This window comes from Empedobacter brevis NBRC 14943 = ATCC 43319, from assembly GCF_000382425.1.
Lineage (GTDB): Bacteria > Bacteroidota > Bacteroidia > Flavobacteriales > Weeksellaceae > Empedobacter > Empedobacter brevis.
Genome location: NZ_KB908291.1, coordinates 63,393 through 81,896, shown reverse-complemented (window position 1 = coordinate 81,896; position 18,504 = coordinate 63,393). Strand labels below are relative to the sequence as shown.

The 18,504-nt window shown below is 32.4% G+C and carries 19 protein-coding genes; 9 read left to right on the top strand and 10 right to left on the bottom strand.

Going from position 1 to position 18,504, the window contains the following annotated elements:
• Window positions 1-51 precede the first annotated feature (51 nt).
• The gene (locus H277_RS0100405; RefSeq protein ID WP_019973576.1) at window positions 52-966 is read right to left on the bottom strand and encodes a helix-turn-helix domain-containing protein; all 915 of its coding nucleotides are present in this window, start codon (window positions 964-966) and stop codon (window positions 52-54) included.
• 216 nt (window positions 967-1,182) lie between these two features.
• Here H277_RS0100405 and H277_RS0100400 point away from each other — a divergent pair, with 216 nt between their 5' ends.
• The 4 genes from H277_RS0100400 to H277_RS19535 all read left to right on the top strand — a co-directional run bounded on the left by H277_RS0100400 (window position 1,183) and on the right by H277_RS19535 (window position 4,024).
• Complete coding sequence (locus H277_RS0100400) at window positions 1,183-1,995, top strand: hypothetical protein (protein ID WP_019973575.1); 813 nt, start codon at window positions 1,183-1,185, stop codon at window positions 1,993-1,995.
• 207 nt (window positions 1,996-2,202) lie between these two features.
• Window positions 2,203-2,871, top strand: coding sequence for a class I SAM-dependent methyltransferase (locus H277_RS0100395; RefSeq protein WP_019973574.1), 669 nt, complete (start codon window positions 2,203-2,205; stop codon window positions 2,869-2,871).
• The gene (locus H277_RS0100390) at window positions 2,850-3,068 is read left to right on the top strand and encodes a hypothetical protein (RefSeq protein ID WP_019973573.1); all 219 of its coding nucleotides are present in this window, start codon (window positions 2,850-2,852) and stop codon (window positions 3,066-3,068) included. The genes H277_RS0100395 and H277_RS0100390 overlap by 22 nt, the downstream gene beginning before the upstream one ends.
• Before the next feature lie 404 nt (window positions 3,069-3,472).
• Window positions 3,473-4,024 (top strand): outer membrane beta-barrel protein, encoded by a 552-nt coding sequence (locus H277_RS19535; protein WP_081623178.1) that lies wholly within the window; start codon window positions 3,473-3,475, stop codon window positions 4,022-4,024.
• Between the two features lie 77 nt (window positions 4,025-4,101).
• Here the strand turns inward: H277_RS19535 and argS are convergent, their stop codons facing one another.
• Window positions 4,102-5,874 carry an arginine--tRNA ligase gene (gene argS, locus H277_RS0100380; protein ID WP_019973571.1) on the bottom strand — a complete coding sequence of 591 codons (1,773 nt, stop codon included), beginning with the start codon at window positions 5,872-5,874 and terminating at the stop codon, window positions 4,102-4,104.
• 109 nt (window positions 5,875-5,983) lie between these two features.
• On the opposite strand from argS, the gene H277_RS0100375 reads away from it, so the two are divergent.
• Entirely contained in the window at window positions 5,984-7,339 is a 1,356-nt protein-coding gene (locus H277_RS0100375; protein WP_019973570.1) for a DEAD/DEAH box helicase, read from the top strand.
• A gap of 29 nt (window positions 7,340-7,368) precedes the next feature.
• Here the strand turns inward: H277_RS0100375 and msrA are convergent, their stop codons facing one another.
• Window positions 7,369-7,902, bottom strand: a complete 534-nt coding sequence (gene msrA / locus H277_RS0100370) for a peptide-methionine (S)-S-oxide reductase MsrA (RefSeq protein ID WP_019973569.1) — start codon at window positions 7,900-7,902, stop codon at window positions 7,369-7,371.
• Between the two features lie 57 nt (window positions 7,903-7,959).
• Window positions 7,960-8,421 (bottom strand): Lrp/AsnC family transcriptional regulator, encoded by a 462-nt coding sequence (locus H277_RS0100365; RefSeq protein ID WP_019973568.1) that lies wholly within the window; start codon window positions 8,419-8,421, stop codon window positions 7,960-7,962.
• Between the two features lie 322 nt (window positions 8,422-8,743).
• Between H277_RS0100365 and metK the strand changes: the two genes are divergently transcribed.
• Window positions 8,744-10,003, top strand: a complete 1,260-nt coding sequence (gene metK / locus H277_RS0100360) for a methionine adenosyltransferase (protein WP_026357319.1) — start codon at window positions 8,744-8,746, stop codon at window positions 10,001-10,003.
• 96 nt (window positions 10,004-10,099) lie between these two features.
• Here the strand turns inward: metK and H277_RS0100355 are convergent, their stop codons facing one another.
• Both H277_RS0100355 and H277_RS0100350 read right to left on the bottom strand, forming a co-directional pair.
• On the bottom strand, window positions 10,100-10,480 hold the full coding sequence (locus tag H277_RS0100355; protein WP_019973566.1) for a hypothetical protein: 381 nt from the start codon (window positions 10,478-10,480) through the stop codon (window positions 10,100-10,102).
• A gap of 100 nt (window positions 10,481-10,580) precedes the next feature.
• The gene (locus tag H277_RS0100350; RefSeq protein WP_019973565.1) at window positions 10,581-10,964 is read right to left on the bottom strand and encodes a hypothetical protein; all 384 of its coding nucleotides are present in this window, start codon (window positions 10,962-10,964) and stop codon (window positions 10,581-10,583) included.
• A gap of 148 nt (window positions 10,965-11,112) precedes the next feature.
• On the opposite strand from H277_RS0100350, the gene fabG reads away from it, so the two are divergent.
• The gene (fabG, locus tag H277_RS0100345; protein WP_019973564.1) at window positions 11,113-11,856 is read left to right on the top strand and encodes a 3-oxoacyl-[acyl-carrier-protein] reductase; all 744 of its coding nucleotides are present in this window, start codon (window positions 11,113-11,115) and stop codon (window positions 11,854-11,856) included.
• Between the two features lie 82 nt (window positions 11,857-11,938).
• Entirely contained in the window at window positions 11,939-13,609 is a 1,671-nt protein-coding gene (gene menD, locus H277_RS0100340; RefSeq protein WP_019973563.1) for a 2-succinyl-5-enolpyruvyl-6-hydroxy-3-cyclohexene-1-carboxylic-acid synthase, read from the top strand.
• Between the two features lie 54 nt (window positions 13,610-13,663).
• On the opposite strand, the gene H277_RS0100335 is transcribed toward menD, so the two are convergent.
• The gene (locus H277_RS0100335) at window positions 13,664-14,320 is read right to left on the bottom strand and encodes a SanA/YdcF family protein (RefSeq protein WP_019973562.1); all 657 of its coding nucleotides are present in this window, start codon (window positions 14,318-14,320) and stop codon (window positions 13,664-13,666) included.
• Window positions 14,321-14,585: 265 nt separating this feature from the next.
• Between H277_RS0100335 and H277_RS0100330 the strand changes: the two genes are divergently transcribed.
• Window positions 14,586-15,440, top strand: coding sequence for a hypothetical protein (locus H277_RS0100330; protein WP_019973561.1), 855 nt, complete (start codon window positions 14,586-14,588; stop codon window positions 15,438-15,440).
• A 277-nt stretch (window positions 15,441-15,717) separates the two neighbouring features.
• On the opposite strand, the gene efp is transcribed toward H277_RS0100330, so the two are convergent.
• The 3 genes from efp to H277_RS0100315 are packed head-to-tail and all read right to left on the bottom strand — an operon-like array spanning window position 15,718 to window position 18,498.
• Window positions 15,718-16,284 carry an elongation factor P gene (gene efp / locus H277_RS0100325; RefSeq protein WP_019973560.1) on the bottom strand — a complete coding sequence of 189 codons (567 nt, stop codon included), beginning with the start codon at window positions 16,282-16,284 and terminating at the stop codon, window positions 15,718-15,720.
• A gap of 22 nt (window positions 16,285-16,306) precedes the next feature.
• Window positions 16,307-17,092 carry an acyl-ACP--UDP-N-acetylglucosamine O-acyltransferase gene (lpxA, locus tag H277_RS0100320; protein ID WP_026357318.1) on the bottom strand — a complete coding sequence of 262 codons (786 nt, stop codon included), beginning with the start codon at window positions 17,090-17,092 and terminating at the stop codon, window positions 16,307-16,309.
• A gap of 17 nt (window positions 17,093-17,109) precedes the next feature.
• Entirely contained in the window at window positions 17,110-18,498 is a 1,389-nt protein-coding gene (locus tag H277_RS0100315; protein WP_019973558.1) for a bifunctional UDP-3-O-[3-hydroxymyristoyl] N-acetylglucosamine deacetylase/3-hydroxyacyl-ACP dehydratase, read from the bottom strand.
• Window positions 18,499-18,504 lie beyond the last annotated feature (6 nt).

Here is an 18,504-nt window from a genome sequence, read left to right as displayed (position 1 = left end):
AAAATAAGTGATTAAAAAAGACAAATAAAAAATTACAAAAATCAAAGACAATTATTTTCTTTGTTTAAATTTTAAAGGTGACGTTTGTGTATGTTTTTTGAAAAAATTATTAAAATGTGCCGGTTCTTCAAAGCCCAAGGTATACCCCACTTCAGCAATATCCCAATCGGTATAGCGTAACAAACTCTTTGCTTCTTCTATAATTTTTTGTTTGATAATTTGAGTTGTTGTTTGATTTGTCACAGATTTTACAGAAGAATTTAAATGGTTCACGTGAACATTTAATTGGTGCGAAAAATCGGCCGGAGTTTTCAATAACAATGGATGAGCAGGGGAATCTAAAGGAAATTGCGTATTCAAAAGTTCATCAAATTTTTTGTATAACCTCATATTTGACGGGAGTTCATCCGAATGAATTTCATCTACTTTTTGTTCTAAAATATAATGAAAAACAGCCGATAAATGATTGCGAATACTGTGATAGCGCAAAGGATATTTGGATTGATTCAGTCGATACATTTGTTCAAAATACGATATAACTACAGGCAAATCTTCTTCTGAAATTTCAACAAATGGAGAACCCCAATCTTTGAATAACGAGGTTCTTTTGAATACTTCAAATTCTTTGTTTTCAGTGAAAAATTGTTGATTAAATAAACAAAAATATCCTTCTTGTAAACTCGATTTACATTCCCATGTATATGATAAATGCGGAGGCGGAAGAAATAAAATCGGTTTTGAAATATAGGTCTCCGTATTTCCATATTTAAAAACACCTTCTCCGATAAACAAACTTATTTTATAATAATCTCTTCTGCTATACGGACTCCTAAAACTACAATATCTTCTCAACGAAATATTAAAATGCGCTTTATCCTGTTCAAAACAAACCGACTTCATTAATTCTGCTTGTTCTGCACTAATCTTATTATAATAATCTGCAATTGTTTCTAATTCCTGACTCATTCCTAATTCTTACAAAATTCAAATAAACAACTTTTTTACCTTTTTTAATACATCTTCGAAAATAATCTTAACAAACGTATCGTTAGCATTTCATTCTTATGAATGAAATGCTCTTTTCAAATTTATTTTTTTATTAAATTTACAACAAGCGATTCCTTTGTGTTTAATTTCATGTGAATTACCCAAGTTTATCATTTAATCACTCATACAATAAAAATGAAGTACATATTTTATTTTTTATTCATATTTGTTTATCAAATTTCATCTGCTCAAAATGCAGAAAAAACTAAATTGTTTGTTATTGGAACTGTCCATGAATCTTCCGCCATTTTAAATCCTCAGATGCTTTTTGAGTTATTGGATGAAATTAAACCTGACATTCTATTACAAGAAAATGATAGTGCGCAAATTTCAACCTATTTCGAAGATATTCGCCCCAATTCTAACGAGCAAAATGCTTCGTTTATGTATATCAAGAAATACCCAACTACCTTGAATCTTCCTTTCGAATTTGAAGGACGAAATTCGTATCGAAAAGAAAACGGGATGACACCGACAGATAAGCTGACCATTGATTTGATTGATAGTCTTTACCAAAATAATTTATTGGACAGTTACAATGCCGGTATTTATAAAAAATATATGGATGCTAATCAGGCGCTTATACATTTTTCAAAACGGGATTTCAAAAGTCTAAATTCAATAGAATTTGAAGCCTTAAACAAATATCGTCAACATATTCAGCATCATGAATTACCCAAAATCACAAATTCTGAAGTTATTTTCTCAAAAAGATTCGTAACCAAACCCAACGGTGATAAAATCACATACCGTTTAGGTTACCAGCTTTGGTGTAACTTTTGGGATCTAAGAAATAATACCATGGCTCTGAATATTATTAAAACGGCTCATAAATACAAAGGAAAAAAAATCGTTATCTTGACCGGCGTTCAACATAAATATTATTTAAAAGAATTATTGGAAAAGTATGATGACGGGAATTATGAAGTGCTTGATTATTTTAAATAAATTACCATCTGAAAAACTACACAACTTTATATCACTCTCAACTTCTTTCAGAACACTTCCTCTCTTGTCAGGTTGAGCATACTGAGGAATCTCATTTTCTTTTTCATTCTCAAAAATTGCTTTTACAGTAACAATACACTAAATTAGTTTATAATTTTGCACAAAGCACACATCCTTATAAACACTGTAAATCAACATCATATAAAAATGAATAAGTTAGAATTATTTGAAAATGAGAGGGCAGCCGGTTACAACCAGTTTGTTGAAACATGGATACCAAACTATCATTACTTCTTAGACCATTTACCTCAACTTCTGAGTGAAACTAACGAAAAAAAATTATTGGTGGTTGGTTGTGGAACCGGGAACGAAATAGAACGGTTTGTAAAAACACCTACTCCTTGGAAAATAACAGGTATTGATCCTTCTCCCGAAATGATCAAACAAGCAAATGCCAAACTTCAAAATTATGAAAACATCACTTTAATAGATGGTTTCGTATCTGAGCTTGAACTTGAGAAAAAATACAATGCCGCAACGCTTTTATTGGTTTTACATTTTCTTGAAGACAACGGTGACAAATTAAGCTTATTAAAGGATATTGCTGACAGACTAACTGCGGGAGCAACATTCATTATATTGGACATTACAGGAGATAAAAAACAAATCAAACAAAATCTAAATATTCTCAAATTTCTTTTACCGGATGGTATTGAAGAAGAACAAATAAATTACCGTCTGAACAGGATAGAAAATGAGCTTCATGCTGTTTCAGAAAATCGACTTTCAGAATTGTGTGAGGAAGCAGGGTTTGAACCTACTCTTCGCTTTTTTCAATCGTCAATTTATATGGGTTGGATAACCAAGAAAATATAAATGTTGTCGTCGGAGAAAGTATTTCTTTTACAACTTATGTAGAAAATGCCATTACCATAAAACAAAAAAACACTGTCATTGAAATAGGAAAAACTACACGTCGTTATGATCTCAATTTTTCTTTCTCTATTTTATTTAAAGATGGAAAAATTCGTTACGACCGTCCTGTTTTGAAGGAAGAAGATGGCTGGAGGTAAGCGATCCCTGAAGCGGTTAAATTTATTTACATCTTGTAACAGAAAAATCAACTCAGTTTACTGGATATGATAGAAAAGGTAAATACTATCTCAAAAAGTTTTAGATTTTTAAAATTTTATTAATGTTTTTGAAAATGTAAAGAAACAGGATAAAGGTTTACTCTTATCATAACTAAAAAAGCAAAATACAGGTATAACATATAAAGAACTAAAACAGCAACTTCTCTTGGATATCTATAATTATAGCGATTGAAAGGAGGTTGAATAGAATCCTTAATGAAAAAGATTAATCAACTTTCGAGTAATCTGTTTTTATTCTAGACTAAAAGAATTACATTGAGACTTTTTTTGGTACACTTTTTGATAAATAAGAGCAAATTTATTAATTTTTAAATTATTTATACATGAAAAAATCATTACTTATCTTAATGTCTACCATCACAACCTCAGTATTTGCACAAACTTCTTCTAAACACGAAATTAGTGTAGGATACGGAATAGCACCTGTTCAGGAATTCGGAACTCTTATTAATGATGGCGTTTTAATGGGAATTGCCGGAAGAAAATCGGATCATATTAGTGGAAGCGGTGCTATTAATGCAACTTACCGCTATATGATTAACAATCGGTTTTCTGTTGGAGCATCTGGCTTCTGGAGTCAAAGTAAGGTAACTTATAAAGATCCGAGTGGAAAATCTACATGGAATGTTTTTGGGGTGATGGCGAATGGAAAATACAATTACATCGCAAAAGAAAAATTTCAATTGTATGGAAATGCAGGATTGGGTTATGCAAATTACAACAACAAAACAGATAACGATAAAAGTTCTTTTGGGAGCTTGGCTTATCAAGTGAGCCCAATTGGTGTTTACTATGGTAAAAACATCGGTGTGTTTTGCGAAGCAGGATTTGGTTACAACGGTATTTTAAATGCGGGTGTTTCATACAAATTTTAAAGCACAAACTAAATAAAATGAAAATGCCACATCTTTTTTGATGTGGCATTTTCATTTTATTTAGTTTAATATGGTAATTACATTCTTTCCGGAACACCAATTCCTAATAAACGTAATGAATTCTGAATTGTATTGGCAACCCATTGAGATAAATATAAACGGAAATTTTTCACATTTTCATCTTCATTTTTCAAAATCGGATTGTTTTGATAGAACGAATTAAATAATTTCACCAATTCGTAAACATAATTCGCAATCAACGCCGGGCTCATTTCTACTGCAGCCTTTTCAATTGTGTCTTCAAAATCATACAATGCACGAATAATCTCTTTTTCCGCATCATTCAGTTCGATTGAATTAATCTCAAATTCTTTTGGAGATTCTTTTCTTAATAAAGATTGAATACGCGCAAAAGTATATTGAATAAATGGTCCTGTGTTACCATTAAAATCTACCGATTCTTTCGGATCAAATAAAATACGCTTTTTAGGATCTACTTTTAAAATGTAGTATTTCAAAGCTCCCATCGCAATTGTTTCATATAAATTAGATTTCTCTGCTTCTGATAAACCATCTAACTTTCCTAACTCTTCCGAAATTTCTTTGGCTGTCGCATAGACATCTTCCATCAATTCATCAGCATCAACAACAGTTCCTTCACGAGATTTCATTTTCCCGTTTGGCAAATCAACCATTCCATACGATAAATGATGTAAAGCATCTGCCCAAGCATAACCTAATTTTTTCAAAATCAAGAACAATACTTTAAAATGATAATCTTGTTCATTCCCAACAACGTAAGTTAATTCTTCTAAAGTCGGGTTATTTTTGAAACGCTCGACTGCTGTTCCTAAATCTTGTGTGATGTAAACAGACGTTCCGTCTGAACGTAAGACTAACTTTTCGTCTAATCCCTCTGCTGTCAAATCGATCCAAACAGAACCATCTTCTCTCTTATAGAAAATACCTTTATTTAAACCTTCTTCAACAATGTCTTTTCCTAAAATATACGTATTCGATTCGTATAAATATTCGTCAAAAGCAACACCAAGTCGTTGATATGTTTTTGCAAAACCATCGTATACCCAACCGTTCATTTTTTGCCAAAGCTCAATTACCTTCGGATCATGCGCTTCCCATTGACGCAACATTTCCTGCGCTTCTAAGAAAATTGGCGCTTCTTTCTTCGCTTCATCTTCTGTTTTTCCTTGCGCTTCTAGTTCTTTGATTTCCTGGCGATAATGTTTGTCAAATTCTACATAATATTTACCCACCAAATGGTCGCCTTTCATATTAGCAGATGCCGGTGTTTCTCCATTTCCAAATTTTTCCCAAGCAATCATCGATTTACAAATGTGAATCCCACGATCGTTGATAATTTGTGTTTTAATGACATTATTTCCAGCTGCTTCAATAATTTGAGAAACTGAAAAACCTAGCAAATTGTTACGTACATGTCCCAAATGCAAAGGTTTATTTGTATTAGGAGAAGAATATTCCACCATTACAGTTCTCGAATTTTCGTCAACTTTTGTAATTCCAAAATCGTTGTTTTGAGCATTTTTAGCAAAATTTTGTAAAAATTCTGTCGAACTTAAGCTCATATTCAAGAAACCTTTTACCACATTAAATGCCGTAATTTTATTATTTTCAACCAAATTTTCACCGATTTTAGTACCGATTTCTTCTGGTTTACCTTTTAAAGTTCTAATTAATGGGAAAACAACCAACGTATAATCACCTTCAAACTCTTTCCTCGTAAACTGAATTTCAACAGATTCAAGAGTGATTTGATAAACGTTTTGAATCGCTTCTAAAACATTTTGTGTGATGTATTGTTTTAAACTCATTTTATTCCTTTTTACTTAATCGAAATGCAAAAGTACAAAGTTTAGACGAATTTAAACGGATTGCTCATTGAGTTTTTAAGAAGTCATCAAGAAAACTTATCTTTGCAAAATGAAAGCTACATTCGCGGATTTCGAATTAACAAAACAATTGAATTCAGCTTTAGAAAAGTTGAATATCACAACCCCTACTCCAATTCAAGAAAAATCATTCAAACCGATTCTTTCCGGACGTGATATAATGGGAATTGCTCAAACAGGTACTGGTAAAACAATGGCTTATTTACTGCCTTTGTTGAATACCTATCAATATTCTAAAACGAATCAACCAAAGATTGTTATCTTGGTTCCGACACGCGAATTAGTTGTTCAGGTAACCGATATTTTAGAGCAATTAACAGAATTTATCAATGTCAGAGTTCTTGGAATTTACGGTGGTGTAAACATCAATACACAAAAATTATTGGTTTACGAAGGATTAGACATTCTTGTTGGTACACCTGGACGTGTACTAGATTTAGCCATTGATAATGTATTGTCATTTAAAGAAATGAAAAAGCTGGTGGTTGATGAATTTGACGAAATGTTAAGTTTAGGTTTTCGTCCACAGTTGATTCATTTATTTACCATGATGAGTGAAAAACGTCAAAATATTCTATTTTCGGCTACGATGACCGATCAAGTAGATGATATGCTGCACGAATATTTCAAAAACCCTATTGAAATTTCATTGGCACGTTCCGGAACGCCATTGGAAAAAATTTCACAGACAGCTATTGCTGTTGAAAATTTCAATACAAAATTGAATTTAATTGTTCATCAGTTAGAAGATAAAGCAAAATTTGAGAAAATTCTGGTTTTTGCAAATAATAAAAAACATGCAGATTTAATTTTCAATCATTTAGATGAAGTTTATCCCGATGAATTTGGAGTTATTCACTCGAATAAATCTCAAAATTATCGTTTAAGAACGATGGAAGCCTTTTCCAGAGATGAATATCGCGGAATTATCACCACCGATATTATGGCACGTGGTTTGGATATTCCGGATGTAACACACGTTATCAATTTCGAAATTCCTGAAGTCCCGGAACAATACATTCACAGAATTGGACGTACAGGTCGTGCAGATAAAAAAGGTGAAGCTATTTCTTATTTTTCTGAAAAAGAAATTGAATCTTTAGACGCTATCGAATCTTTAATGAATAAAGAGATTGAAGAAATTCCTTTTCCTGAAAATGAAGTGAAAATTAACCCGGTTAAAAGAGAGTTTGAAAAAGATGTCATCAAAATGAAAGCTCTTACAACTGTAAAAGTTGAAGAACGAGGAGCGGCATTTCACGAGAAAAAAGACAAAAATAAAAAGGTGAATCTAGGAGGTCCTACAAAACGTAAGCCACCAAAATCGAAACCTAAAAACCGCGGACAGCAAAAACAGAAAGCAAAAGCAAGAAAAAAAGGTAAATAATATAAAGCGCTCAAAATAGAGCGCTTTTTTTATTTTAAAATCGGTTTGAACTTTGATTTAAACTTTGCAATTTTTGGTCCGACAACAGCCGAACAATAGGGTTGATCCGGATTTTCGTTATAATAGCCTTGGTGATAATCTTCTGCCGACCAAAATTTATCCAATGGCTCTATAGTTGTCACAAATTTATCCTCATATAATGATCCGTTATCAAATTCTTTCAACGATTCTTCCGCTTGCTTTTTTTGTTCATCCGACGTGTAAAAAATACTTGACCGATATTGTGTTCCAATATCATTTCCTTGCCTATTTAATTGTGTAGGATTATGAATGTTCCAAAAAATTTCTAATAATTCTTTGTATGAAATCACTTCATTGTCAAAAGTAATTTCTACCACTTCCGCGTGATTTGTATCTGTATCACAAACTTGACGATAAGTTGGATGTTCAACATTTCCTCCTGCAAATCCGGAAACAGCCTTTTCTACCCCATTTATCGAATTGTATATTCCTTCAACACACCAAAAACAACCAGCTCCTAGAATAGCTACTTCCTTACTCATATCTATTAAATTTTTCTAATGCAATTTAAATAAAAAACGTTTTTCCAGAACTCTTTTCTATAATAATTGATAAGCTGTGTCATCTTTGACATCTCCTATTACAAAAGTACTGTGCGTACTACCAATTACATTTATAGTTGTTAATTTATTAACCATAAAATCTCGGTATTCGTCCATATTTTCAAAAGACATTTTTACAATATAATCATAATCACCACTGACGTGAAAGCAAGCTTGTACTTCTTTTAGATTTTGAATTTCAGTTTCAAATACCCGTATATTATCTGCAGAGTGTTGTTGTAATTTGATATGACTAAAAACCAAGAGTTCTTTATTGATCAGTCTTCTGTTAACAAGCGCAACGTATTTTGAAATGATTCCTGATTTCTCTAGCTTTTTAATTCTTTCATGAATCGCGGTAGAAGATAAATTGAGCTTATCTGATAGCTCTTTGTACGTAATTTTACTATTTTCTTGTAGGTGCATCAGCAATTGCTGATCGAGAGTGTCAAACTTCATCTTATAATTAATTTTTTTCTAAAGTAATATTATTATTTTGAATAATAATCTAAAAACACATTAAAAATTAAAAGAAGTTAGAAAATAACTTTATTTTTTATTAAATTTAACTTTATTCATTCTATTTATTTCGTCTCTTCTAAATACTCTATAAAATTAGTAGATTAATATTTGCTCATTTTCTTTCTTTATTCATTTTATTCATTGTATATTTGGACTCGAAAATCAAGAGGAAAGATTTGACTGATTGCAACCTCATAAAACAATTGCTAAAACAGGACTTCAGTTGTTTCCTCCCCTCTTTTATCAAAAAAATATAGAAATGTCATATTTATTTACATCAGAATCAGTTTCTGAGGGGCATCCAGATAAAATTGCCGATCAAATTTCTGATTCAATTCTAGATCACTTTTTAGCATTTGATGCAAAAAGTAAAGTAGCATGTGAAACATTAGTAACAACCGGACAAGTTGTATTAGCAGGAGAAGTAAAATCGAACTCTTACATTGATTTGCAACGTGTTGCCAGAGAAACGATCTCTGAAATTGGTTATACGAAAAGTGAATATATGTTCGATTCTAATTCTTGTGGAATTTTATCAGCTATTCACGAACAATCTCCTGATATCAACCAAGGTGTAGATAGAAGTTCTGAGGAAGAACAAGGAGCCGGAGACCAAGGAATGATGTTTGGTTATGCGACAAGCGAAACAGAAAATTATATGCCATTGGCATTGGATTTATCTCATCGTTTATTAAAAGAATTGGCACATATTCGTAAATACGAAAAAGATTTATTACCATATCTACGTCCTGATGCAAAATCTCAGGTAACAATTGAATATGATAATGATAATAAACCTGTACGTATTGATACCATTGTAATTTCTACTCAGCATGATGACTTCGCGAACGAAGAAGCAATGAGAGATAAGATTACAAATGATTTAATCAGTATTTTAATTCCACGTGTTAAAGCACAGTTACCTGTTCATCTACGTGATTTATTTACAGAAAACATTACTTATCACATCAATCCTACAGGAAAGTTTGTCATCGGTGGTCCTCATGGAGATACCGGATTAACAGGTCGTAAAATTATTGTAGATACATATGGTGGTAAAGGTGCACACGGTGGTGGTGCTTTCTCTGGGAAGGATCCTTCTAAAGTGGATCGTTCAGCAGCTTATGCAGCTCGTCATATTGCGAAAAACTTAGTTGCAGCCGGTGTTGCAGAAGAAATTTTGGTACAAGTATCTTATGCCATTGGAGTCGCTGCTCCAGTTTCATTATTGGTTAATACTTTTGGAACTCAAAAAGTAAATTTAACTGAAGGTGAAATTTCTAAAAAAGTTTCTGAAATCTTTGATATGAAACCTTTTGCTATTGAACAAAGATTAAAATTAAGAAACCCTATTTACAAAGAAACTGCTTCTTACGGGCATTTAGGTAGAGAACCTAAAACTGTTAGCAAACGTTTTGAATCTGCGAATGGACAAGACGTTGTTGAAGTTGAAGTTGAATTATTCACTTGGGAAAAATTAGACTTTGTTGATCAAATTAAAGAAGCTTTCGGATTATAATCTAGAGAGTTTTATATAAAATTAAAATCCACTCAATGAGTGGATTTTTTTTGTTTACACGGACTAATTTTATTCCGTATCAAGTATTCTGTTTTTTTATTTAATTGCATTTACTAACCAATACCTCTTTCCGTCCTGATATGAAATATTGATACTATCTCTCGATAACAAAATAAATTTTGTCGGCGTCCAATTTATATTGCGCAAAGAATTAGAACCTGTCATTTCCATTTGAATATTTTCAATCGGGTCAATTTTAGTTCGATTCATCAATTCAAAATCAAACTTATATAAGTTGTTATTCTTCGAAACTCTTATTGTTCCGCTATCTTTTACGACCGAACTCCCTAAAGAATCCTGAAAAATAATAAACCGTCTTCCATACTCATTCTTATAAACTGTATTTTGAACATCATCTCCATTGTTACAGGAAAATAAAATTATCAAACCGAAAATTAACAGTAATATCGTTCTCATGAGATACATTTTATATATTTAACATTTTAATTCGTAAAATATTGCATAAAAAAGACGTTCAGATTGAACGTCTTGCTACTTTTTATTTACTTAGATTAATTTATCTTGTCGCATTTGCAGTCCAAGTTTTACCGTCTCTGGTATATAAAATTGTTAACTTATTGCTATCAATTCTAATATAAGACATTTCATCTGCACCAACACTAACCAATGTATTGTCTCCTTTTTTCTCAAACTCAATTCCATTTAAATCCGGAATTCTGTTAGAGAAAGCAAAATTATACTTTGTTCCACTCGCAATCTTTGTTACAAATACACTTCCATTATCAGAAGAAAGTGTATTATCTCCATCTCTATAGCTGACACTTCCTTTGTATGTTCCTGCAAAAAAGTCATTATTTGCCGGATCATCATCATCGCTACAAGCAGTAAATACAAATAAGGCAAAAAATGTTACAGCTAAAAATTTCAATAAATTCTTCATGTTTTTTTATTTTTTTATTGGTTATAACATCCATAATTTCAATTTTAATACCACAAAATGTTAAAAGAAAATCGACAAAGTAAATTTTAACATTTTAAACTCTCGCAAAAATTCGTATTTTTGGAAGCTATATATAATACCTATAAACATGAATTTATTGCAAGGTAAAACAGCAATCGTTACAGGCGCAACTCGCGGTATTGGAAAAAGTATTGCTGAAGTTTTTGTAAAAAATGGCGCTAACGTTGCCTTTACTTATGCTTCTTCTGTAGAAAAGGCAAAAGCGTTGGAAGAAGAATTGGGACAATTCGGTAAAGTAAAAGGATATCAATCTGATGCTTCTGATTACGAAGCTGCTCAGAAATTAGTGGAAGATGTGATTACTGAATTTGGTCAAATTGATATTGTGATCAATAATGCCGGAATTACAAAAGATAATTTGTTGATGAGAATGTCTGCAGAAGATTTCGAAAAAGTAATTCAAACAAATTTAAATTCAGCTTTCAATTTAACTAAAGCGGTAATCAAACCGATGATGAAACAACGTTCCGGTTCTATCGTAAATATGTCTTCTATCGTTGGAATTAAAGGAAATGCTGGACAGGCAAACTATGCCGCTTCTAAAGCAGGATTAATTGGTTTTTCTAAATCTGTTGCATTAGAATTAGGTTCTCGTAACATTCGTTGTAACGCAATCGCACCAGGTTTTATCGAAACTGAAATGACTGAAGTTTTAGATCAAAAAGTAGTGGAAGAATGGCGCAATGGAATTCCATTGAAGCGCGGAGGACAACCGGAAGATGTTGCCAATGCATGTTTATTCTTAGCTTCTGATTTATCGAGTTATGTAACAGGACAAGTTTTAAGCGTAGACGGAGGTTTACATACTTAATTCTTAAAAATATCATACTTTTAGAAAGGTTTTGTTTAGTAAATTTGCTATTCAAAACCTTTTTTAATTTAAGACAACTACGTTGAGAAAAATATCAAATAAATTAAATGTTCAATTAATTGCCGAAACATTTTTGGCTTTTGGAATTGATCATATCATATTATCGCCGGGATCTCGAAATGGGGCTTTGACCATGCAATTTGCCAATGACGAACGCTTCAAAACATATAGTGTCATTGATGAACGTTCAGCCGGATTTGTAGCCTTGGGAATGGCCCAGCAAATACAGAAACCTGTTGTCGTTTGTTGCACCTCCGGCTCTGCTACAGCAAATTATTACCCTGCCATCACAGAAGCCTTTTTTCAAAATATCCCGATTATTGTGCTTTCTGCAGATCGTCCGGAACATTTGGTCGATAATTTTGATGGTCAAACCATACGTCAGAATAATTTGTTCGAAAAACATTCGGTTCACAATGTTCAACTATCCGAAAGTGAAGAAACAGATGAGTTAACCCGAAATATGTTGTTAACAAAATATGCATTGATCGATTGTTTACATAAATCTGCTCCAATTCATATCAATATGCCTTTTTCTGAACCTTTGTATGAATCTGTAATTGAGTCTTCAATCGAAATTGATACGATTACAATTCCTGCTAAAGATTATCCTGAAATTGATGTGATTGATTTTATGAAACGTTGGAATGCTTCTAGCCGAAAGATGATTTTGGTCGGATTACATCATCCTGATGCCGAATTTGGCCATTTATTAAAACAATTGGCACAAGACGACTCGGTTGTGGTTTTAACAGAAGTGACATCCAATATACATAATGAACGATTTTTTAATAAAATAGACCAAGTTATTTTTCCATATTCAGAGGAAGAATTAGAAGCTTTAAAGCCTGATATTTTATTGACTATCGGGCAAAATGTGGTGTCAAAAAAGATAAAAAAGTTCTTACGGGAAAAACAACCAACACAACATTGGCATTTAGATGAATATTGGCAACCGGATACTTTTCAGGCATTAACAGATAAAATTGAAACAAAACCGGAATTGTTTTTAGAACAATTTGTTCCGTTTGTCAACCCAAAAGAATCTGAATATTACACCACTTGGAATTCGATACGAGAAGCAAATAACATCAAACACAATCATTACATCAATATGATTCCTTTTTGTGATTTGAAAGCTTTTGATTCAATTGTTCGTAATTATCCTGAGAATTGGCAAATTCAATACGGAAACTCTACCGTTATCCGCTATGGTTTATTATTTGACCACAAAAGTTCAAATCCTGTTTTCTGTAATCGTGGAACAAGTGGTATTGACGGATCTACTTCTACAGCAATTGGTGCTTGCATCGCATCTGAGCAAAATACAGTAATGATTACAGGTGATATTTCTTTTTTCTATGATTCGAATGCTCTGTGGAATGTAAATATGCCTTCTCATTTTAGAATAATTTTGATCAATAACGGTGGTGGAAATATTTTCAAATTTATTCCGGGTCCTTCTGAAACAGATGTTGTCGAAGATTATTTCGAAACAAAACATCATTTTACAGCTGAACACTTGGCAAAAATGTTTGATTTTGACTACCAGGTTGTTTCAAATTTAACTGACTTGGAACATTCTTTCAATGACTTTTATGCAGAAAGCAATCGTCCTAAAATTTTAGAAATTGACACACGAAATTCTGCTAACGATGCTACTTTAAGAGGATATTTTAGTAGTTTGAAATAAATAAATTAAAACAAAAGAGAAATCATTTATTTGGTTTCTCTTTGTTTGATTAGATTAAGTCACTTCAATCTTCTCTCCCAAAAATTTCAGTTCTACACCCAAAAAACTATCGATAAATACTTTTGCTCTTGCGAAATATTCACGAATATTGGTTTTCAGACCTGCATGCTTGTTGACATCTTTTGCATTGTAACCATACGCATTGATTCCGTTTTGACGAGCAATATAAACCGCCCGTTGATTATGAAATTCTTGCGAAACAACAATAAATTCTTTCTGTCCGAAAATTTCCTTTGCCCGTATCATCGAATCTAATGTTCTAAATCCCGCATAATCCAAATAAATGACATTTTCCGGAATACCATTTTTTATCAAAGCTAACTTCATTGCTTCAGGTTCATTGTAGTTCTTTCGTCCATGATCGCCACTTACAATGAAATGCGATACTTTTCCTGATTTATATAATTTTGCAGCCGCTTCTATACGATACGTAAAATAGTAATTTTGATAACCGTTTACCAAATTCGGAGCTGTTCCAAGTACAACGGCAACTTTTGTTTTTGGCAGATGCTCTAATTGATCTGTCACAAAATTTTCTGTGGACTTTTCTATTTTAGAATTTGCAAAAAAAGTAAATAATAAACATAAAATACAGAGTATTACCCCGTATAAAAAAGTTTTTTTTAATCTGTTTTTAGCCCCAATTTTCATAAAATTTATTCTGTTGATTTATCGCTAAATTACATTTTAAAGTTGATTTCACCCAACAAAAAATATAGTCAAAATCGACTACTTTTTATCAATGACTAAAATAGATTTTACGAGATGTAAAATATTAAATAATATTTGATATTTGAATTATATTATTCACTACATTTGTAATTGAAAATATATAATATATTAAATTATTAATATTTTTATTAAAAATAACCCAATGAAATAAATAAAAAAATGAACAATCCTAAACTAACTAAATATGAAAATTTTTATCCTTTTTACGATTGTATTCGGATGCTTACAATCAAATGCGCAGGTAGGTATTAACACAAGTACACCTAATGATGCAACTATACTTGATATAGTTTCAAACAACAAAGGAATACTTATTCCACGACTGACAACCACTGAAAGAAACTCTTCTTTAGCTGACAATGACCCTCTTACTATCCCACCAAACGGCGTCTCAAATACAAGTTTAACAGCAGGTACACTTATTTTTAATTTAACTGATAACCGTTTTGAATTTTGGGACGGATTAGTTTGGAGACAATTATTTGTTCCTACTAGCTCTACCGCAGGAAATGATGGTGTTGTAAAAATTAATGGAGGAGCCGGAGGAGCTAAACCTTCTGTTAGCTTAACACCTAATGGTAATACATATGGAACTCCTCATCAGATTCTATATACCACTCCATTGACTTTTGCTCCAAGTCCGACAACAAGTTGGCCGGAAACGACTGTTCCTTTTCCCGGAGTAACTTCAAATATATACATCGGAGCTAATGCAGCAGCACAAAGATGGAGAGAAAATGAAATTAACGGACAAGTACACATATGGCGATTAATCGCTACTGTAACAGCTGGTTCTAATTCGTCGGGTTCGTTGAAAGCGACATTCAAAAATCCGGATTCCGGATTTGAAATCAATTCTATTTCACTTCTTCCAGCAGGATCTAGTGGTTTACCAAAAGTTCTTACATTTTATTTTTATACTATTGCGGATCCGGAAAGTTTAGCTGCTAACAGAGGTTATCAATTATTCCTTGAATCTGACACTTCTTGTACTTTTGTAGCTGATTCTTTTACAAGGATTTCATTATTTAAAGACTAATTAGTTTATTCTCAACTTACTATTCTACTTTTTCGTTAAACCTAATTTCCTGCCAAGTATTGCTTGCACGAGCAAAGTAACTATTCTAAGATGTATCTCATATAGATTCATACAAACTATAAATAAAAGAGGATTTTATTTAATACTCCCACCTAACTTAACCTATTTAAAATTGGGCTAGCTTTTTATTCGTAGAAAGCTGGCTTCTTACTGTGAATTAAGCAAATAAAAAAACCCTCTATAATAGAGGGTTTTAATATATGATTGAATAAAATAATTATTCTTTAATACGTTCTACGTAAGAACCGTCTTCTGTATTGATTTTCACTTTATCTCCTTCATTAATGAACAAAGGAACACGAATTTCAGCACCAGTTTCAGTTGTTGCCGGTTTTGTTGCATTTGTAGCTGTATCTCCTTTAAGTCCTGGCTCAGTATACGTAATTTCCATGATTACTGTATTAGGTAGCTCAGCAGCTAAAGCTGTTTCATCAGAAGCGCGGAATAAAATTTTTATTTCGTCACCGGCTTTCATAAATTGAGCGTTATCAATCAAATCTTTATTTAAATAAACTTGAGAAAAATCGTCATTATTCATGAAGTGGAAACCATTATCATCCTCATACAAGTATTGATAATTACGCGTTTCAACACGAACTTCTTCTATTTTATGACCAGCAGAAAATGTATTATCCAATACTTTTCCATTTGTCAAAGATTTTAATTTTGTACGAACGAAAGCAGGACCTTTACCTGGTTTAACGTGTAAAAATTCGATAATTTTGTATGTGTCGTTATTAAAAACAATACATAAACCTTTTCTAATATCAGCAGTTGTTGCCATGTATTCTATTTTGTTATTTTGATTAAACTCCTGAGCTATACCCTTTCATAATTCCACGATCACTTGAATTAATAAAATTCAAAATCACTTCACGGTAATGTGAATCCGGGAATTTTTCTAAAATTTGTTCTACAGCTTGAGAAACATTATTTTTTTGTTGATATAAAATTCGATAAATTCCTTGAATCTCATAAATTTCTTCAGAACTAAATCCTTTTCTTCTTAACCCAATTGCATTAACACCGGCATAAGCAACAGGATTTTTTGCCGCTTTTACATAAGGAGGAACATCTTTACGAATTTGTGTCGCTCCAGCAACAAAAGCATGTTCTCCAATTTTCGTAAATTGATGCACTGCACTATATCCACCAATGAAGGCGTAATCTCCGACTTCTATATGTCCGGCTAAACCAACGGCATTTACAATAACGACATTATTACCAACAACACAATCATGCGCAATATGTGCAGTAGCCATAATTAAACAATTATCACCAATTTTAGTGTAGCCCAAGGCGTTTGTTCCTTTGTTTACAGTAACACACTCTCTAATTGTTGTGTTGTCACCAATATATGTTAAAGTTTTTTCACCTTCATACTTCAAATCTTGAGGTTCACCAGAAATTACAGTACCCGGATAAATTTTACAATTTTTTCCTATACGAGATCCTGGCATAATTGTTACATTAGGGCCAATCCATGTTCCTTCACCAATCTCTACATCTTCATAAACGGAAGAAAAAGGACTAATTATAACATTCTCACCTATAATTGCAGTTGGATGAACATATGCCATCGGATGATTCATAACTTCCATTTCTTTTATTATTCTTTTGTAATAACTGCCATCATTTCTGCTTCCACAGCGATTTGATTGTTCACGTATCCTATCCCTTGCATATGAACAATACCCCTTCTGATTGGTTCAACCAATTCTAATTTAAACACAATTGTATCCCCAGGAATTATTTTACGTTTAAATTTAGCACTTTCAATTTTCATGAAATAGGTTGAATAATCTTGTGGATTCTCTAACTCTCCCAAAATTAATAAACCTCCTAATTGTGCCATTGCTTCAATTTGTAAAACTCCAGGCATTACAGGTTCTTTAGGAAAATGACCAACAAAGAAAGGTTCGTTCATTGTTACATTTTTCACGCCAATTAAACCTGTTGCTGTTTTAGAAATCACTTTGTCTATCAGTAAAAATGGTGGACGATGTGGTAACAATTTCATAATATCATTGATATCATAAACTGGATCTGCAGTCAAATCAAATTCCGGTACCTTGTTACGTTGCGCCAATTTTATTTGCTTGTTTAATTTCTTCGCAAAATTAGTATTGGTATGATGTCCAGGCTTTGTTGCTATAATTTTAGCTTTCAATTTTTTTCCAACCAAAGCCAAATCTCCTACTACATCTAATAATTTATGACGAGCAGCTTCATTTGGATAATGTAAAGTCAAGTGATCTAAAATTCCATTCGGACGAATAGAAACATCATCTCTGTTGAAAGCTTTACATAATTTTTCTTTTGTTTCCGGTGTAATTTCTTTGTCAACATAAACAATTGCATTGTCTAGGTCTCCTCCTTTTACTAAACCGGCTTCTAATAATTGCTCTAATTCATGCAAAAAACAAAAAGTTCTTGCTTGTGATATATCTTGTTTGAAATTCTTTACAGAAGTTAATGTCGCATTTTGAGTTCCTAAAACTTTCGTTCCAAAATCTACCATCGCTGTAACTTGGTATTCATCTGCTGGAATAGCAGTAATTTCAGATCCTGTTTCAGGATCCACATAAGTCACAATTTCTTTAATTCTGTAATATTCTCTGTCTTTATCTTGTTCTACAATACCAGCTGATTCTATGGCTTCCACAAAAAAGCGAGAAGAACCATCCATAATTGGTGGTTCGGCATTGTCAATTTCAATATAACAATTGTCAATATCCATACCCACTAAAGCTGCTAAAACATGCTCTGTTGTATGTACTTTAACTCCTTTCTTTTCTAAAGTTGTTCCTCTAGCCGTACTCACCACATACTGAGCATCAGCTTCTACTTGAGGTTGACCTTCTAAATCTGTTCTTACAAATACAAATCCGGTATCAGGTTCAGCTGGTTTAAATGTTAAGGTAACAAATTTACCTGTATGTAAGCCAACACCTTTTAGAACGGCTTCATTCGCTAAAGTTTTTTGTTTATCAGACATTAACTT